The sequence below is a fragment of the Bacteroidota bacterium genome (genome assembly GCA_016713925.1).
GTDB lineage: Bacteria > Bacteroidota > Bacteroidia > AKYH767-A > OLB10 > JAJTFW01.
The window spans coordinates 828,307-845,027 of the sequence record JADJOH010000002.1; the positions used below are offsets into that span (position 1 = coordinate 828,307).

Here is a 16,721-nt window from a genome sequence, read left to right on the forward strand (position 1 = left end):
AACAGAACATGAGTGATTTTAGCACAGAAGGATATATGAACATGGAACTGCTTCGGTTTACGACAGCAGGAAGTGTAGATGATGGAAAAAGTACATTAATTGGCCGGTTGCTTTTTGACTCCAAGCAAATTTTTGAAGATCAGCTGGAAGCCATTGAACAACGCAGTCAACAGCGCGGGTTTGAGCACGTCGATCTTAGCTTGTTGGTGGATGGTTTGAAGGCAGAGCGTGAGCAGGGCATCACTATCGATGTAGCCTACCGCTACTTTGCCACTCCCAAGCGAAAATTTATTATTGCAGATACACCCGGGCATATTCAATATACCCGGAACATGGTCACCGGTGCCTCTACAGCCAATGCCGCACTCATTCTTGTAGATGCCCGCAAAGGTGTTTTAGAGCAAACCATCCGCCATTCCTTTATCGCCTCCTTACTCCAGATTCCTCACCTGATCATCTGTGTAAATAAAATGGATCTGGTAGAGTTTAACGAAAAGAGTTTTGATAAAGTGGTCGATCAGTTTCGTCATCTCTCCTCTAAACTTGATATTAAAGATGTACACTTCCTTCCTATTAGTGCATTGAAAGGCGATAACGTGGTGGATAAATCATCCAATATGTCCTGGTATCAGGGTCCAACATTGATGTATCTGCTCGAAAATTTACACATCAGCAGTGATGAGAACCATATTGATTGTCGTTTTCCGGTTCAATATGTTGTAAGACCACAGCAAACAGAACACCATGACTTCAGAGGTTATGCCGGAAGGATCATGAGCGGCATCTTTAAGCCCGGTGATAAAGTAAAAATTCTACCTAAAGGGGAGTCGGCTGTTATAAAAACCATTGAACTTTTTGGTGATAAATATGAATAAGCTTATGCTCCCATGTCCGTAACCATGACGTTGGACAGAGAAGTAGATATCAGCAGGGGTGATATGATTGTTCGTGAAAACAACGTTCCAAATATTGCGCAAGAGTTTGATGTGATGGTTTGCTGGCTTCATCCTGATAAAATACAGGTGGGAGGTAAATACGGCATTCTACACACTTCTAAAGACACCCGATGTATCATCAAAGACATTCGGTATAAAATTGATATCAACACCTTGCATCGCAATGAAGAAGACAATGAAATTGTGATGAACGACATTGCAAGAATTCAGATAAAAACGACGGCTCCGATATTCTTTGATTCCTATCGGAAAAACAGACATACAGGCAGTATTATTTTCATTGATGAGGCAACAAATGAAACTGTTGGTGCGGGTATGATCGTATAATACCTGACTATTCGAGGCTTTTGCTTCAAAACAACTATTGCTATGGAAAATTATAATCAACTTTTATCGCTTGCATTAAAAGCAGCTGTACTTGCCGGAAAGGAAATCAAGGACGTTTATAAACGTGAATTTGAAGTAGAATTAAAGGATGATAAAAGTCCGTTAACTGAAGCAGATAAACGATCGCATAATAAGATTGTAGAACTACTGACGGAGTCCGGATTGCCCTTGTTGAGTGAGGAGGGAAAAAGTATTCCCTTTGAGGAACGACATAAATGGAAAATTTTCTGGCTGATCGATCCATTAGATGGTACTAAGGAATTTATCAAAAGAAATGGCGAGTTCACCGTAAACATTGCGCTTATTGTGAATGGAGTACCACTTTTGGGGGTAATTTATGCCCCTGTGATTGATACCATCTATTTTGGTTGTGAGGGAAGTGGCAGCTATAAAGCGGAAGCCGATTATGAATACCTGAGTCATATTATACAGTCGGAGCATATTGCTGATCGTCTGATTTCAGCAGGATTACGTTTGCCGATAAAAAATACAGAGCGACCTTTTACCGTAGTGGCCAGCCGATCGCATATGAGTGATGAAACGGCGGCCTTCATCGATGAGCTGAGAAAGAAGCATACCAATCTTGAAATGATCTCGAAAGGAAGTTCCCTTAAACTCTGCCTCGTGGCGGAAGGAGCTGCCGATGTCTATCCCCGCTTTGCACCTACTATGGAATGGGATACGGCGGCAGGACAAGCGATCGCACTCAGTGCAGGTTATTCAGTTGTTAATGCTAACGATCAATCTGCCGTGGTATATAATAAAAGTGAATTGTTGAATCCGTGGTTTATTGTTCAGTAAAATGCGGAGGTTACGAATTTACGAATAGATCTCGCCCGGAGGGCGAGAATACGAATATACGAATTACGAATGGACGAATTCGCGAAATAGGCGAATGTACGAATGTACGAATTTACGAAGGGTACGAATTTACGAAGGGTACGAATTTACGAAGGGTACGAATTTACGAAGGGTACGAATTTACGAAGGGTACGAATTTACGAAGGGTACGAATTTACGAAGGGTACGAATTTACGAAGGGTACGAATTTACGAAGGGTACGAATGGGTGAAGGGTACGAAGGGTACGAATGGGTGAAGGGTACTCATATTTTCACCAGGTTGTTTTCAATAAACGGGTATAGTTTTATTTTTTAAACGAATTTTAATGGCCATCACTATCATCTTGTGCAGATCCGGATCCTCTTTCAATTTGTATTTGAACAGGCTTCCACGGATATTCATTACCGTTAATTAGGTATGCCATTACCGTTAATTAGGTATCCCATTGCCGTTATACATTGGCTTTAATCACTTCCCAAACGTTGTGGGGGTAACTAATTAAAGAAATGGTAATATTCCCGCAATATTAAGCTAACGTTACGGATGTAAAATTGTAACGTGAAAAAAAAGGTCTACTCTGTACAGGTAAAATCCTTCATTCAACTGATAGTGGAGAAACTCGCCGTCTTTCGGTTTCGATTGCTTTGGTTAAGAATGAATCACCTGTATATGGCTAACACAGACCTTCAAAACCCCTCCTATTTTTGAAGATCAACGGCAAGATAGCTGAATCGCGCAGACCCGTAGAAGTTGTAGTAATTTCGGATATTCATTTGGGCACTTATGGTTGCCATGCAGCAGAACTTTCCTCCTATCTGCGATCCATAAATCCCGGTATGCTCATTTTGAATGGAGACATTGTAGACATGTGGCAGTTCAGTAAAAACTATTTTCCGAAATCACATATGCAGGTCGTGAAGGAAATCATCGGTCTTGCTTCCAAAGGAGTTCCTGTACATTATATCACGGGAAACCATGATGAATTACTTCGTAAATTTTCAGGATTCCATTTGGGCAACCTTAGCATAAGCAATAAGATGCTTCTGGAACTGGATGGTAAACAAGCCTGGATATTTCATGGAGATGTTTTTGATATCACCATGCAGAATGCAAAATGGCTGACCAGGCTCGGAGCAATCGGATATGATATGCTTATTCTAATTAATGCCACAGTAAATTACTTCATGGAAAAAATGGGTAAAGGAAAAATTTCGCTTTCCAAAAAAATTAAGAACGGTGTTAAGAGTGCGGTGAAATACATCAACAACTTTGAAAAAGTATGTGCTGAAATTGCCATCCGGAACAAATACGATTATGTCATCTGTGGACATATCCATCAACCGGAAATAAAGGAAATCAGCAATGCAGAAGGAACCGTACAGTACCTGAATTCCGGAGATTGGATAGAAAATTTGACTTCCTTAGAGTACAATGAAGGGGAATGGAATTTATACCATCATCCGCTAAATAAAAATCACGAAACGACACCAGAAGAATCATCCACCACCGATTTTGTACTCCTTAATAACAAACAACTTTTCAATATCCTCTTAGAAGAAATTTACTCAGAGAAAGCCATAACCATTACCACAAAACGATGAAAGTACTTTACGCCATTCAGGGAACAGGCAATGGCCATATCAGCAGGGCGCTGGAGATACTTCCCTTACTAAAGAAGCGCGCTGAAGTGGATGTGCTGGTCAGTGCCTCACAATGGGAGTTGAATCTGCCCTTCGAAGTAAAATACCGTTACCATGGATTGGGATTTGTATTCGGTAAAAAAGGAGGAGTAGATATATTAAGGACTTATCTTAAACTGGATACATTAAAACTCTTCAACGAAATAAAAAGATTACCTGTTGAAGACTATGATCTGGTGATTAGTGACTTTGAGCCTGTTTCTTCCTGGGCTTGTCAGTTAAAAAGAAAAACGTGTATCGGGTTGAGCAATCAAGCGGCTACATTGCATCCGCTGGCTCCGATGCCGGAAACAAAGGACAGGCTGGGCAAAATGGTCCTGGAACATTATGCACCCAGTACTGCCAGTTATGGATTCCACTTTAAGCGATATGATCAGGATATTTATACTCCCATCATACGAAATGCGGTGCGCCGGGCGGATATTAAAAACAAAGAACACTTTACAGTCTATTTACCCTCTTATGAAGACCAACGGGTGTTAAAAAACCTAATGAATTACAAAGAGCTATCCTTTCAACTTTTTAGTAAGAAAGCCAAAAGTGCGTATCGCGTAAAAAACACATGGGTACTACCCCTTCACAATGACAGCTTCATAAAAAGTATGGCTGAATCAGAGGGAGTCATCACCAATGCCGGATTTGGGACAACTTCCGAAGCCTTATATCTTGGCAAACGTCTTTTGGTGATCCCTATGAAAACACAGTTTGAGCAACATTGCAATGCGTCAACACTGGAATCGATGGGTGTAACTGTCATGAAAAGTTTAAAGGAAAAACATATGGATAAACTGGAAGATTGGTTCAATAAAAGAACAATTGTACCTGTTGATTATCCGGATGAGACAGGAGAACTTCTTGATAAAATCATTCATCGTCATGCCGGACAACAACCTTCCAATGAAGATTTCGAATCCCAATTAAAATTTTTGAGAAAGTTGATTCGCACCAACGAAATCGCAGCATAAAATTCATCGATCCATCGTTTTGAAAGAAGACTTCTACTGGGGTGTTGCCACTTCAGCTCCTCAAAGTGAAGGAGCCGCATTTTTAGAGGGTAAAGGAGCTTCTATATGGGATACGTTCAGTGCCGGAAGAAATAAAATCGCTGGAAGGCATACACCACAAGTCAGCAACGATTTTTATCATCGCTATGCAGAAGACATCGGATTGATGAAAAGTTTACACATTCCGAATTTCCGATTCTCCATTGCCTGGCCCAGAGTTCTTCCGGAAGGAACGGGGGCTGTAAATCATAAAGGGCTGGATTTCTATGATCGTCTTACCGATCATTGTTTAGCAAATAACATCACCCCATGGGCTACATTATACCACTGGGATCTGCCACAAGTGCTGGAAGATAAAGGAGGTTGGACAAACAGAGATATTGTGAAATGGTTCAGTGATTATATTCATGTAATGCTTTCGAAGCTGGGAGATCGGATTCAACATTGGATGGTATTGAATGAACCCCTCGTATTTACGGGAGCGGGATACTTTCTAGGAGTACATGCACCGGGTCGGAGAGGAATGGATAATTTTTTAGCGGCAACACACCATGCGGCTTTAGCACAAGCAACAGGAATTAAGATAATTAAACAATTTCATTCAGCACTTCAAGCCGGTACTACATTCTCCTGTTCGATGACAAGTCCGTATTCAGATGGTTTAAAAGATAAAGGGGCTGCTGAAAGAGCAGATGCCTTGCTCAACCGTCTGTTCATTGAACCTTTGTTGGGATATGGATATCCTGTAAAGGAACTTCCCTTTCTAAACAGGATTGAAAAGTATTTTAAAAAAGATGATGATGCATTACTCGTTGCTTCTCCCGACTTCATTGGAATTCAAAACTACACCAGAGAGGTTATCAAACATTCATGGATGACACCTTATCTGAAAGCGAAACCCATTGATCCGCGATCGAGACGGGTGAACCATACTATGATGAACTGGGAAATTTATCCGGAAGGCATATACCATATTCTGAAACAGTTTAATCAATATAAGGAGGTAAATGCTATTATTGTCACAGAGAACGGTGCAGCCTTTCCCGACAAGGTGATCAATGGAGAAGTAGATGATGTGCCCCGGATCACGTACTTGAAATCTTACATTGAACAAGTACTTAAAGCCAAAAATGAAGGGGTGAAAGTGAAAGGGTATTTCCTATGGTCCTTTACCGATAATTTTGAGTGGGCGGAAGGATATTTTCCCAGATTTGGCATTGTTTATATCGACTATGAAAAGCAGCAACGTATTGTAAAGAAATCGGGAAAATGGTTCAGTCAAATGATACAGCAAATGAATCTATCGGCAAAAGCTTTTGAAGAAAAGTACTGATTATTTATTCCATACTACTCACATTATATTTGATATCCATTACTGTAAATTCACCGTAACAAAAATCTCCATCTTGTAATTTCCATACCGCGTCACCCCTTTCCATTTGCAAAAAACGTTTCGCCTTATCGTAAGCTCTGACAGGTGTTTCCCACTGTACTTTTTTCATCTCTTTTCCTGAAAAATAATACCTGTCGTTGGAAATAAAATTGATCAATTTAAAATCCTCTGAAAATATAAGCCTGGCTGAAATGCTTTTCTTCTCATGGGTAAATGCTGCTTCGACTTCATTGTTCGAAACACTTTTCCATTGAATTCGTTTATCGACTAAAGCAGCAGGAGCCATCAGACATACATCATTAAAAAAAGTCACTGTTTCTGAAATATCCATTAATTCACCATCCTGATATTGCACCTGCAACAATGACAGCAAACGAATATCCATCATGGCTTTCCCCTTACTATAGGCATGGTATCCGGCTACCGGGAGTCCGTACATCTTTGCCTCCATAAAAAAGTAACGGGCAGGATGCTCTGTAAAACTATACTGAACGGTTGTAAATTCCATCCACTCCGACGTTGCTGAAGCCCTGATTCTCCCTTTAAACTCCACTCTAAAATTACGAATCTCCTCCTGTTCTAAAAAACCGGATTGGATCATATATTGTTGAACGGGATATGGTAAATGCTGAAGATCATGGATAGAATTTTTCTTTACAACTTCATTCGCGCCGGCAGCAAGTTCTCTCTTTACATCTTCATTAAACCCGGACTTGAAACTCGCGGCACTATACTGAAGCACCAACATGACCAACACCAATACATTCAGGATCGTTCCGAATTTAGCCTCATTCCAATTTATAACAATCAATAGTTGTGATAAAATAAGAGCAATCACTCCGATAATCAGCCAGGATTTGTTGTCGATGAAATACATTACAGCGGCTGCTATAAACAAAAGCGCAGTTAACATCCAAACAACTCCCTCAAATTTTCCAATATTACGGTGAAGGGTGGTAATAGGAAACCAATCGAAGGCTTTTACAAAGCCCATTCCATGAATCAAACCATGAACAACCAGTAAAAAGACAAACAAAATTTTCAACATGACTTTCCTTGACAATTAGACAAGAGTTATGCAAAGTTATGGATCCCGTTTAGCTAATCAATGATAAAAATCATTACATTTTTTGACATCAAGCTTTCAATAATGGTACTTTAGGCTTTTGAGTCATTCGAACACAAGGGACGTAAACCTCCTAATTCTTCAAGAAAATAAAAACTCCTGCGGCAACTATCGCCGGTCATCGTCCATCGTTATGAAAGCATTAATTATAAGCTTTCTGTTTATAGAAATCTATAATAAATTACTAGCTCTACTTCGCAACAAACACCTTCTTTACGCTGACACCTTCTTCGTTATAAATGCGTAACAGATAGAAACCGATAGGAAGAAACTCAATGTTTACCTGATTTTTGATTCCTGCATTTAAAGATTGTTTTAGCAACACCTCCTTACCCTGTACATCCAGCACTTCAAGAACCGCATCCTTATTCATTTCTACAAAAAGGAAATCGGTTGCAGGATTCGGGAAGATGGACAAATTCCAGTTGGATGCTAAATCACTTAATCCAACTGTGGATGGTGGAATAATGGCTTCACTACAAGGATCCCCATTCAAATACCCTTTCAATGAAAACATATTTGCTGCATCCAAAGATTGGCCGGAGGCTAAATTAAAATGAATAAATGCCAATACCGTTTGATTAGCAATACTCACCAGAGAACTGGAGGTAAAACGTACCACGGAATCATTAGGATTCAAATAGGAAACGGCGAGCAATGTAGATCCAGCCGGGGATAAAGTAATCGTATCATACACCATATCCAGGTTATTAAACTTAAAGGAAAAGTCAACCGCATAGATAGGGTCATCTGAATTGATATATACCGGAATAGTAACCTGTGATCCGGAATATGTGGCGTTAAACATATCAAAAATGACTGAATCACCGGCATCGATGGTGACTACATCAGGAGTGGGGAATATGTTGCTTTGTTTCGCTTGACAATGAATCATTGCAGCAAAAAACAAGAATAGATTTGATAGTATAATTTTAGACATGACTGGGGAGGGGATTAGTTAGCAAATATATAGCTTCAGTCTGGCAATAATATTATGCTGAAATTACTTCTAAATGAGAAAATTGTTAAGGAAAAGTCACTAACCGGTGAAAATTAAATTTTCTGCAAAAATCAATTATTACAAGTCTTAAAAATGTCAGATACCCATCGCAAATAATCCCTGGTATCTATTAATCCATCTGCAATAAAGTCTTCTGCACATGCAGGGCAAGGGCTATTAAATACTCCGAGGAAGATGATGTAATCCAAAACATCCACATTACCGTCATTATTCAAATCGGTAATGAGGCTACTGACGGTTATTGTAACCGGCACAGCGATCGATGTACATTTTCCACCTTTACCTTTTCCTTTATAGTTTGTGATTTTCAAGCCATAGACTCCGGTAGCTGAAACCTGAATAGAAGAAGTTGTGGCTCCTGTTGTCCATAAATAAGTGGATCCGGTAGTTCCTCCGCCCGCGCTGAGGGTAATGGTATCTCCGGGGCAAATAAAAAGTGAACCTTCCGTAATAATATATGCAGTATTTGCAAAACCATTGTTTGAGGGATTTCCCAATGAATCCCCGCTCATACGAAAACCGGGTGGAGCAGCTTCCTGAAAGTAATGGTGTGCACTAACCATTTCATCGTTTCCGGCAAAAGACTTTTCATGAATAGCCCATCCATCCAATGCAGACAGTAAGCAAATGACAGAAAGAGAAAACAGGCACTTCATCATCATTGTAAAATATTCAACTGCGGCAATTGTGTGAAACAAATGTAAGGCACTGCACAAATAGTCATGTTAAACTAATATTAACAATACGGAAAACTGGAAAAAAATAAAAACAATAAAGTAATAGCAAATAAAAAAGGGCTCCGAATAATCCCGGAGCCCTTTCAAAATAATACTAATCAACTATTAATGCTTTACTACCACTTTGCTTGTTGAAACAAACTCACCATTCCAAACGTTCAGCATATAAACACCGTCAGACACACCTGCCACATTGAGTTCCTGCTTTTGATCAGCAAGTACATTGTTAACAGTCATGATCACACGGCCACTTAAATCAGAAAGTTCGATTTGAGCATTCTCAGATACAAACACATTCAACATATTGTTTACCGGATTAGGATAAACACTTACGTTCACATCAGTTGCAGCGATACGCTCCGTTCTTACTTCAACTTCAGCGCTTTCACCGTTGATATAACCTGAAAGTGAATTCAAGTCAGCAGGGTTGAAATCAGTGCTATTGATAGCAAAACGTACATTTAAAACAGTTACATTCTTTTCAATGCTTTCCAAGCTATTCGAAGTGAAACGAACAGTTTGGTCAGCAGTATTGAAATGAGAAAGAACCATCATCTTACCGGTAAGGTCTGTCACGTTATCGAAAGTTAAATTTCCGGAATTGAATTGGAAAGAGAAATCGATCGCATTAACAGTATTGAATGATTTAACAGCAACAGGAATTGTAACGAAACCATCTGCAACTACTGCTTTAGTAGCATCGAAGATTACTTTCTCAGAGCTTCCCACTTTAAATGGACTTGGAGCACCATTGTTAGAAGAGTAATTTCCGTTAGCATCACCTAACAATACACCGATATAAGATTCAGTTCCGATTACAGGACAATCACCATTAATAAAACTAACAGGGATTGGGCTACAGAAATCAACTTGTGGAACTTTATTCTTGCTATAACCAATTCCATCATTAGAAGGATAGTTGGTTGAGATGTAATAAGAAGGACTGGCACTTACAGTATTTACATCTACAAACAACCAGTCTCTTGAAGGTTGACCATTTGATACACCCTGAGCATTGTAGTTCCAATCCTGTTGGAATTCAGGAATGAATAATACAGCGCGTTGGTTAATCTGTGACAAGTCACCTGCAGAAACAACACCATCTGTATTCACATCCATAGCGATCATCTGATAAACAGAAGGAACGAAACTTGCATCATTGATCAATACACGACGTGTAAGGAAGGCGTCAAATCCATTCACTACAGGTTGCATATCCGTTGCAGGAGCGATGTCCTTGATGATTTCAATCTTAGCACCATTGTTCACATTGTAAGTAAACACACCATTTACATCAGGCTGAACAGCAGCAACCGAACGGTTGTTACAGCTGGTATTGTTTCCATAAATATTAGTGATCAGATAATCAGCAGGTACAGCAGCGTTGTAACGGATAGGACTGAAATCTTCCCAGAATTTTAAATTGCTGGTGAAGAGACTGTCTTTATACGTTGCATAGCTTCCAGCATCAGTAGCTTTTAATTGAACTCCGGTAATGCGGCTTTCCATTAAAGTATCTGCTACGAATAAAGCTGTATCCGTGTTACCAAGACCTGTCTTAGCAAATTCAACACAAATGATATCTCCTGATCCGGCGAAACGAGCTGATGAAGGAGCGCTACCGTTGAAATAAACTGCGATACGCAATTTACCATTTGTAGCATCATTAGAGTAAGCAGTGCTCACCATGTTGTAGTTGAAAGAAGGAAGCAGTAAATCATTGCTACGTACAATTGCACCTGTAGGAGCAACTTTAGTTACATCATAATCGAGAACGATATCATAACCGATGATATCTGCAACGGTATCCACAGCAGTGATTGGAAGACAGAAAGTGCTGTTCACGCATTTTTCTGTCAAATTCCCGATTGTATAAGGAAGCGCAGCAGGGTTCTGAACAGTGATAGAAACTGTAGCAGAAGTAGTGGATGCACCGAAGTTATCCGTAGCTACGGCAGTCAACAAACGTGTTCCGAAAGGAGCGCCACTTGTCCAGGAAACAGAGTAAGGCGATGTATTATCTACACCTACAGAAACTCCGTTTACAAAGAATTCCACCTGAGCCACAGCACCACCCGGATCAGATGCATTCGCATCAATCTGAACAGCAGCTCCACCAATTACCAATGTTCCATTAGCAGGAGCAGTGATATTTACTAAAGGTGCGGTGTTTGTACCAACAGTAATAGTAACGATAGAAGAAGTAGTAGTAGCACCACCATTATCAGTAGCTACAGCAGTGATGTTCTTCGTTCCTGAAGTAGCCACATAGGTCGCTGCATAAGGATCCGTATTGTCTACACCAACAGAAACTCCGTTTACGAAGAACTCTACCTGAGAAACAGTACCGGGAGCAACATCAGAAGCGTTTGCAGTGATATTCACCACATCGCCAACGAAGAAGCTGGCACCGTTTGCAGGAGCTGTAATGTTAACACTTGGAGCAGCATTCGGCTGATTCAATGTACCGGCAAGAGCAGTCATTAAAATCTCAGCGCCAACCGGGTTTGCATTCACATAGTTCTGTACAGCGAAAGTGGTATTGTTACGAATCTGGATATTTAATTCATAATGAAATACACCATCTGAAGTAAACTGTCCGATCAATACACGGTTAGTACCTGTAGGGAAAGCACCTACTTGCTCACCCAATACTCCCCAGGAAGTATTTGTACTGTTGTAGCTATTACCCACTGTTGAACCATCGGTAAAAATATTTACCGGAGCAGCAGCAGCATCACCTAATAAAGTTAAGGCAAGTAATGCCGGAGATCCACCAACGTTATAGTGACCGTCTGCTGTAGTAAGAGCAGGAGCAGCACTTGGGTCGTTGTTGGCCAATACTGTACCGGGAGTAATCACCTGGTTAGCACCACCACCTGCAGGAACTGCAGCAGAATTATCTTCGGCTTTCAATACACCGAAACGCGCAGGAGCTACAGCACCGCAAGAAAGATAAGAGTCTAGAAGAGTAGTTCCGTCGCCCAGGATACTGTTACTATTGCTGGAGAAGTTTCCACCGGTAGTATTCGCATTCGGATGATTAAAGAATGATGTGGAAGAAGTCAGCACCAATGGATGACTTGGTACACCATACACTGACTGAACTCCCCAACCCGGGAGCAGATCAGCGTACACACGCCAGGTCACAGAACCCGAAGGTAGTGTACCTGTTGTATAACCTGCACCTGATAACGCAGTGTTGGCGTTAGCAGCATCTGCAGCATTTGATACGTAGTACTTCTCTATGATAATGTTCTCCAGACCGTTCTGGGCATGCAAAGAGGTTCCTGTCAGCAGAAGGATTACTCCTGCCAATAGTTTATTTAGTTTCATAAGATTTTAGCTTTGAGCTATTTTAATTTTTTTTAATTACAAGAAAGGTTGAATTGAGCAACGAATAACAAGAAGTCAGAAGTGTTTGTCTGACCATCAGCATTCAAATCTGTAGGACATGGAGACAAGCCGGGGATCACATTGATTACAGAGGTGTAAGCCCATTTGTTTAACCAGGGCTTTTTACCTGCTTCAAATGCACCGCGATAGTTTGCAGGTGTGAAGAAGCCATCATTTGGAGCTGAACAAGTTGTAGAGAGATTGCTGTTTGGAACTACATCGATATTGTCAGAAACTACGTTAGTTGATCCGTTGATGTTGAACAGATAATCAAAACCTGCAATAGAGTTTGTATTTACGTTGTTCTCACTGAAAAATTTAGTAGAATCAGTACCGGTAAAAGGAACATTGGTGTTAGACGCAGGGAAAGTACAACCTACCCAATGGTTACACTGAACTTTCACTAAATTATTCACCCAGTTCACATAAGAAGAATCTGAACCACCTTGTAAATTCATACCTCCACGGAAACCGGTGAAGATAGAATTGTAGATTTCACCTTCAGCATCTGATTTGAAGCTAATGCCGAATGGATTTCCAGGAGTAGTACCAGTACCACCCGCACCGGTATTAGAACCATTACCAAGGATAGTTGCATTGTAAACAACTGGATGAGACTTCACTGTAGAAACAGCAGAAGAATAACCACCGAACCAGGTAGAAGAACCTTCATCACCATCCCATTCGAAACCACTTTCACCACCCGGAGCAACAGCAGCAGGAGCTTTTACACCAAATAAGAACTGCAATTTTCCATCATAATCCATGTCGATATCATAACCGTCATCATTCAGGAACATGAAGTTGATGTACTTACAGTTTACAGTACCACCCCACCACTCGATCGCATCATCATCGTTTGAAAGCACTTCGATGTTTTCAATAATTGTTCCTCTACCCACAGCACCAAGAGATAAACCGTTTAACTCTACGTTTGCTGCGGTTGCACCACCTGCATGACGAATAGATACATAACGAAGTACACCAGAGTCGTCATTGTTGTTTGGAGTTGATCCTCCGCCAAATATTGAACGGGCATCCGCATTCAGTCCTTCCATTAACCACTCACCATTAGCAGTTGTTCCACCACCGGCAATAGCTACACCACCTAAGCGAGCCAATTGCGCGCTACCCAATACCTGAATTCCACCCCACTCCGCACGATTGCCGATAGGATAAGTGCCGTTTACAGGATCATTTGTGGAAGTAAATACAATCGGACAAGTAGTTGTACCTGCAGCATTGATTTTACCGCCACGCATAATAACGAGAGAATTTTGTTGGACACCGACACCTGTTGGTGTTCCTTTGATAACAGTTCCCGGAGCGATAGTGATCGTTTTTCCGGCACCTACCCAAACCTTGTCATTCAGGATGTAAGTAGTGTCGCAATACAAATAAAGATTAGCATTCAGATTTCCATCAACATCAACATAAGAACTGAAGTTCTTGGTAGGACGGCCGGAAACAGGAGGACATCCGCAATCAGCGCCTAAGTTGTTTTGAGCAGAACCCGTAGTACCGGCTGCAACTACCATCCCGGCAGCAACAGCAAATTTTGCAATTAGTTTTTTCATTTTTTTAATTTGGTTTATTATTTGATTTTAAATTATGCATGCACTCTTTAACCCGGGTCAAATGTAGAGTGGCAATTGTACCTGGAAATATCCGGTAACTTACTAAATCATTATTTGTATTTCACCTGTATGTTAACCGGAAATCAGGTAACATTAAAGACATATTGGCTTAACTAAAAAAGTCCGGAAATCATTGATAAAATAAAGTGAATTATCGGGTAATTTCAAAAGCAGATCTTCGAAAAACTCATATTAATCATGTTTCCTTTAGGGTAATGATTGAAATATTATCAGTGAAAATTTATTTATTGCATTTGTCATTGAAATTGGAAGCTCTAAAACAAAACACCAATAACCTCTCTTCCACTTTTCATCCACTTCAATAACACCTATCAACATTTCAATATATATTGTTTGCAACAACACTTGACTTAATCTTTAACGCAACGCACACTCATTCCATACTTTTTCTCCACATACTGTCTGAATACTTCTGATGTTTTATAGTCGAGATAGCGATACCATGCTTTATTATTATCAGCACTATTTTCTGAAGCGGTCCACCAAAAACCGGTATAGAAGCGACCGGGATATCCGTACTTCCCGTTGTAGAGACGACAGGACCCTGATAAGGCAGTAAAACCACTGCTGTTCGTTGCCCATACGGGATCAAATCTGTTCCAGTTATCCGTTCCTTCTGCTTTTAAAGCATCGCCTTCAATGGAACCTCTCCATCCTGTCTTTACAATTTCTGATGATTCCATACCAATAGCACTTTCCAGTTGCTTCCAGTCCTCATCTGTAGCAATATGCCATCCATCAGGAGCAAGACCGGCTGTATTGGAAACGGCTTCCCAATTGTAAAGGTATCCCATCGCTGTGGTAGCATCCGGATGAACAGAATAACCGGCAGCACCCTGACTCCAGGTGGTATCTTCTACTAATTCATTCACAGCCTGACCGTCACGATAATGTTTTACTCTCAAATTCTCGGCCATCCACCACTTACCACCAATCAACACTGTTTTGTAAATATTCCCATCTACATCGATCATGGTTCCTGTTTCCAGCACGGGCGTGGTTTCGTCATCGTCCTTACAAGCACTAAATCCTAATACAAAGTAGAGGAGGAAAAACAACAGAAATCGCAATGATGAATTGTTTCGGAAGAATTGAATTGAATTATTCATGATAGCTGCTATTAATTATTATTTCTCTTTACAATACGGATACTCCGGTTCAATTGATCTCCGGTTACTCTTACCAGATATACGCCATCCTGCAAAAAGGTTATGTCATGATCGGAGAGGGTAACTTTATCACTTAAAGCAATACGATCTGCATAAACTAATTCGCCCATGGCATTATACACTTCAAGGGTTGCTTGCTGCTTTTTATCCGCATACAATTCAACGGTAAGTGGTCCAATGCTTGGATTCGGATAGACCAAAACGTTAGATGATGCAAATCGGCCCAGATTTAATGTTGGACATACCAACGAAATATCAAGATCATTGCAGTAACCGGGGTAACAACAAAGTGTACTAATATTAAAATTAGCGTTCGGATTATAGTTACAGGCCATTGTATCCATACATCCAAAAACGATCAGCGTTTTACAAGAATCTTCTTCCAGACAAGTATATGAACCACTATACTCCAAATACATGGGATCATTACATCCACATGCCAGAGGGTACGAAAGAAAAGGACTCACAACTTCACCGGGCCGAAGGGTATCGTCAGTGGCAACATAATCTACCAGCACCGTATTTCCGTTGATATCGGTTTGTTCAAGTGTTAAATTCAATTCAAATTTAAGTTCACCGGTAGTGGTCAGTTGAGCTACTAAGACTCTGGAGCTATCCTGACCTGGCCCTTCCACACCCAACGTTTGCTGCAATGCACAACCGTAACATTTGAATACATTTCCAATACTGTCCGCACCGAAGATGGTAGTATCATTACCAAATCCATCCTTAAAGCCGACATCTATCCAGGTTCCTTTCAAAATGGTGTTCGGCACTAGACCATCGGCAGTGGTAAGCGGCAAACCCATCAAAGGGTCAGTATTCACCAATAGTCCACCGGGGATGGATGCTGTTCCACCCAAATTATTGCTGCCGGCAACAATATCACCATCATTATCTTTTGACTTCAAAATTCCTTTATGCGTTTTAGAAGCAAGTCCCAACGTCAACCAGCTATCCAATGCAAGGGTAGGATTATCTTCGTACCAGGAGGCCTGTATTTCATAACCAAATTCATTGGATGGACGATCATTGTTATTGTAGAAAACGGAGTCACTCATGATCGAAAGCGGATGCAATGAATCTCCATAAACCTTACGCACTTTGCTTCCCGGTTCTAACTCCACATAAATTCTATAGGTTCTCGCTCCGAGCGGTAAGCTGCGTCCACCTGTATTATCAGTTATGTCGTTGACATCTGAGATATAATACGTTTCCACCGACAATCCCTTTATCTGCGCCATTGCTGAACATGCGGTGACGATCAGAATTGTTAATGTCATCACTAGTGCATCAACACCTATCCGGCAATTAAGTATTTCCTTTTTCATT

Annotated in this window: 11 protein-coding genes and 1 pseudogene; 5 read left to right on the plus strand and 7 right to left on the minus strand. The window is 40.7% G+C overall.

Annotated elements, in window-relative coordinates; translation table 11 throughout:
• The first annotated feature begins 35 nt into the window (after window positions 1–35).
• The 5 genes and pseudogenes from cysN (at window position 36) to IPJ86_03425 (ending at window position 6,222) form a co-directional block, all read left to right on the plus strand.
• Window positions 36–1,283, plus strand: a pseudogene (gene cysN, locus IPJ86_03405) (sulfate adenylyltransferase subunit CysN).
• Window positions 1,284–1,325: 42 nt separating this feature from the next.
• Complete coding sequence (gene cysQ, locus IPJ86_03410) at window positions 1,326–2,144, plus strand: 3'(2'),5'-bisphosphate nucleotidase CysQ (protein ID MBK7886365.1); 819 nt, start codon at window positions 1,326–1,328, stop codon at window positions 2,142–2,144.
• A gap of 763 nt (window positions 2,145–2,907) precedes the next feature.
• Window positions 2,908–3,786, plus strand: coding sequence for a UDP-2,3-diacylglucosamine diphosphatase (locus tag IPJ86_03415; GenBank protein MBK7886366.1), 879 nt, complete (start codon window positions 2,908–2,910; stop codon window positions 3,784–3,786).
• On the plus strand, window positions 3,783–4,850 hold the full coding sequence (locus IPJ86_03420; protein ID MBK7886367.1) for a glycosyl transferase: 1,068 nt from the start codon (window positions 3,783–3,785) through the stop codon (window positions 4,848–4,850). Before IPJ86_03415 ends, IPJ86_03420 begins: the two co-directional genes overlap by 4 nt.
• 1 nt (window position 4,851) lies before the next feature.
• A complete protein-coding gene (locus tag IPJ86_03425; GenBank protein MBK7886368.1) occupies window positions 4,852–6,222 on the plus strand; it encodes a beta-glucosidase in 1,371 nt (456 codons plus the stop codon).
• A 4-nt stretch (window positions 6,223–6,226) separates the two neighbouring features.
• Here the strand turns inward: IPJ86_03425 and IPJ86_03430 are convergent, their stop codons facing one another.
• From IPJ86_03430 to IPJ86_03460, 7 genes are all read right to left on the minus strand, one after another.
• Window positions 6,227–7,330: a hypothetical protein gene (locus IPJ86_03430; protein MBK7886369.1), complete on the minus strand. Its 1,104-nt coding sequence runs from the start codon at window positions 7,328–7,330 to the stop codon at window positions 6,227–6,229.
• A gap of 268 nt (window positions 7,331–7,598) precedes the next feature.
• Window positions 7,599–8,348 (minus strand): T9SS type A sorting domain-containing protein, encoded by a 750-nt coding sequence (locus IPJ86_03435; GenBank protein ID MBK7886370.1) that lies wholly within the window; start codon window positions 8,346–8,348, stop codon window positions 7,599–7,601.
• A 131-nt stretch (window positions 8,349–8,479) separates the two neighbouring features.
• The gene (locus tag IPJ86_03440; GenBank protein ID MBK7886371.1) at window positions 8,480–9,088 is read right to left on the minus strand and encodes a hypothetical protein; all 609 of its coding nucleotides are present in this window, start codon (window positions 9,086–9,088) and stop codon (window positions 8,480–8,482) included.
• 183 nt (window positions 9,089–9,271) lie between these two features.
• Window positions 9,272–12,502: a T9SS type A sorting domain-containing protein gene (locus IPJ86_03445; protein ID MBK7886372.1), complete on the minus strand. Its 3,231-nt coding sequence runs from the start codon at window positions 12,500–12,502 to the stop codon at window positions 9,272–9,274.
• Window positions 12,503–12,534: 32 nt separating this feature from the next.
• A complete protein-coding gene (locus tag IPJ86_03450) occupies window positions 12,535–14,139 on the minus strand; it encodes a hypothetical protein (GenBank protein MBK7886373.1) in 1,605 nt (534 codons plus the stop codon).
• A 431-nt stretch (window positions 14,140–14,570) separates the two neighbouring features.
• Window positions 14,571–15,329, minus strand: a complete 759-nt coding sequence (locus IPJ86_03455) for a fibrobacter succinogenes major paralogous domain-containing protein (protein MBK7886374.1) — start codon at window positions 15,327–15,329, stop codon at window positions 14,571–14,573.
• An 11-nt stretch (window positions 15,330–15,340) separates the two neighbouring features.
• Window positions 15,341–16,720 carry a T9SS type A sorting domain-containing protein gene (locus IPJ86_03460; GenBank protein MBK7886375.1) on the minus strand — a complete coding sequence of 460 codons (1,380 nt, stop codon included), beginning with the start codon at window positions 16,718–16,720 and terminating at the stop codon, window positions 15,341–15,343.
• Window position 16,721 lies beyond the last annotated feature (1 nt).

Coding starts and splice junctions, on each gene's coding strand:
- cysQ (MBK7886365.1), top strand. CDS start 1,326: ATGGAAAATTATAATCAACTTTTATCGCTTGCATTAAAAGCAGCTGTA.
- IPJ86_03420 (MBK7886367.1), top strand. CDS start 3,783: ATGAAAGTACTTTACGCCATTCAGGGAACAGGCAATGGCCATATCAGC.
- IPJ86_03430 (MBK7886369.1), bottom strand. CDS start 7,330: ATGTTGAAAATTTTGTTTGTCTTTTTACTGGTTGTTCATGGTTTGATT.
- IPJ86_03435 (MBK7886370.1), bottom strand. CDS start 8,348: ATGTCTAAAATTATACTATCAAATCTATTCTTGTTTTTTGCTGCAATG.
- IPJ86_03440 (MBK7886371.1), bottom strand. CDS start 9,088: ATGATGAAGTGCCTGTTTTCTCTTTCTGTCATTTGCTTACTGTCTGCA.
- IPJ86_03445 (MBK7886372.1), bottom strand. CDS start 12,502: ATGAAACTAAATAAACTATTGGCAGGAGTAATCCTTCTGCTGACAGGA.
- IPJ86_03450 (MBK7886373.1), bottom strand. CDS start 14,139: ATGAAAAAACTAATTGCAAAATTTGCTGTTGCTGCCGGGATGGTAGTT.
- IPJ86_03455 (MBK7886374.1), bottom strand. CDS start 15,329: ATGAATAATTCAATTCAATTCTTCCGAAACAATTCATCATTGCGATTT.
- IPJ86_03460 (MBK7886375.1), bottom strand. CDS start 16,720: ATGAAAAAGGAAATACTTAATTGCCGGATAGGTGTTGATGCACTAGTG.